The 570-nt window shown below is 48.4% G+C and carries 1 protein-coding gene; it reads right to left on the bottom strand.

The features are described from left to right. Window positions 1-30: 30 nt before the first annotated feature. A partial coding sequence (locus AC2A1E_RS24285) for a hypothetical protein (RefSeq protein WP_484385890.1) occupies window positions 31-570 on the bottom strand: 540 nt, incomplete at its 5' end.

The following is a 570-nucleotide window of genomic DNA, read 5'->3' as shown; positions in this document are numbered from 1 at the left end:
CTGGTTCTCTTCGTTCACAATAACATCCTCTTATTGTTCCGTACTTACAATCAGGCCAAGTTGATATTGCGGATCTGCTTTATCGGGCCAATAATTTGCTTGCAATGTTGCGTTGGCATAACGGCTTTCGCTAAGCCAGATTTCAGCCCTGATTTCTATTCCGTTATCTCCGGCTATGCGTTTATAACCCCCAGAGTAATATTGAGATACCGGGAGCGTTTGCCTGCCATCTGCGACTCCGGGAATATTATGGGTTTCAGCGAGCAAAATATCATTATTGGTACCACCAGTCAGACGTAACTGCCAAGCTGAAGTGGTTTCCTTACATCCAGGCAAGCTTAGATGCATTGCCAGTTTGGTGTAACGCCCCTCCTGCAATTCAGACAACCCCTCGAAACCGACCTCAGCCACCATCCCATTTACGATAGCATTAAACGCGGCAAGCGAAGCGTTCAAATCTGCCTGACTTTCGGCACGCCAGACCACGTCAGCATCACGAGGAAGTCCAAAGCAACTACGACGCAGCCAGACTTCAAACGGTGTACTTCGGAGTTGTTGCGCATCCAAAGC

This window comes from Serratia sp. HNCC26DJ206 (assembly GCF_057180605.1).
Note: the sequence above shows the minus strand (reverse complement) of the source record. Positions and strands in the feature narration are given on the sequence as shown.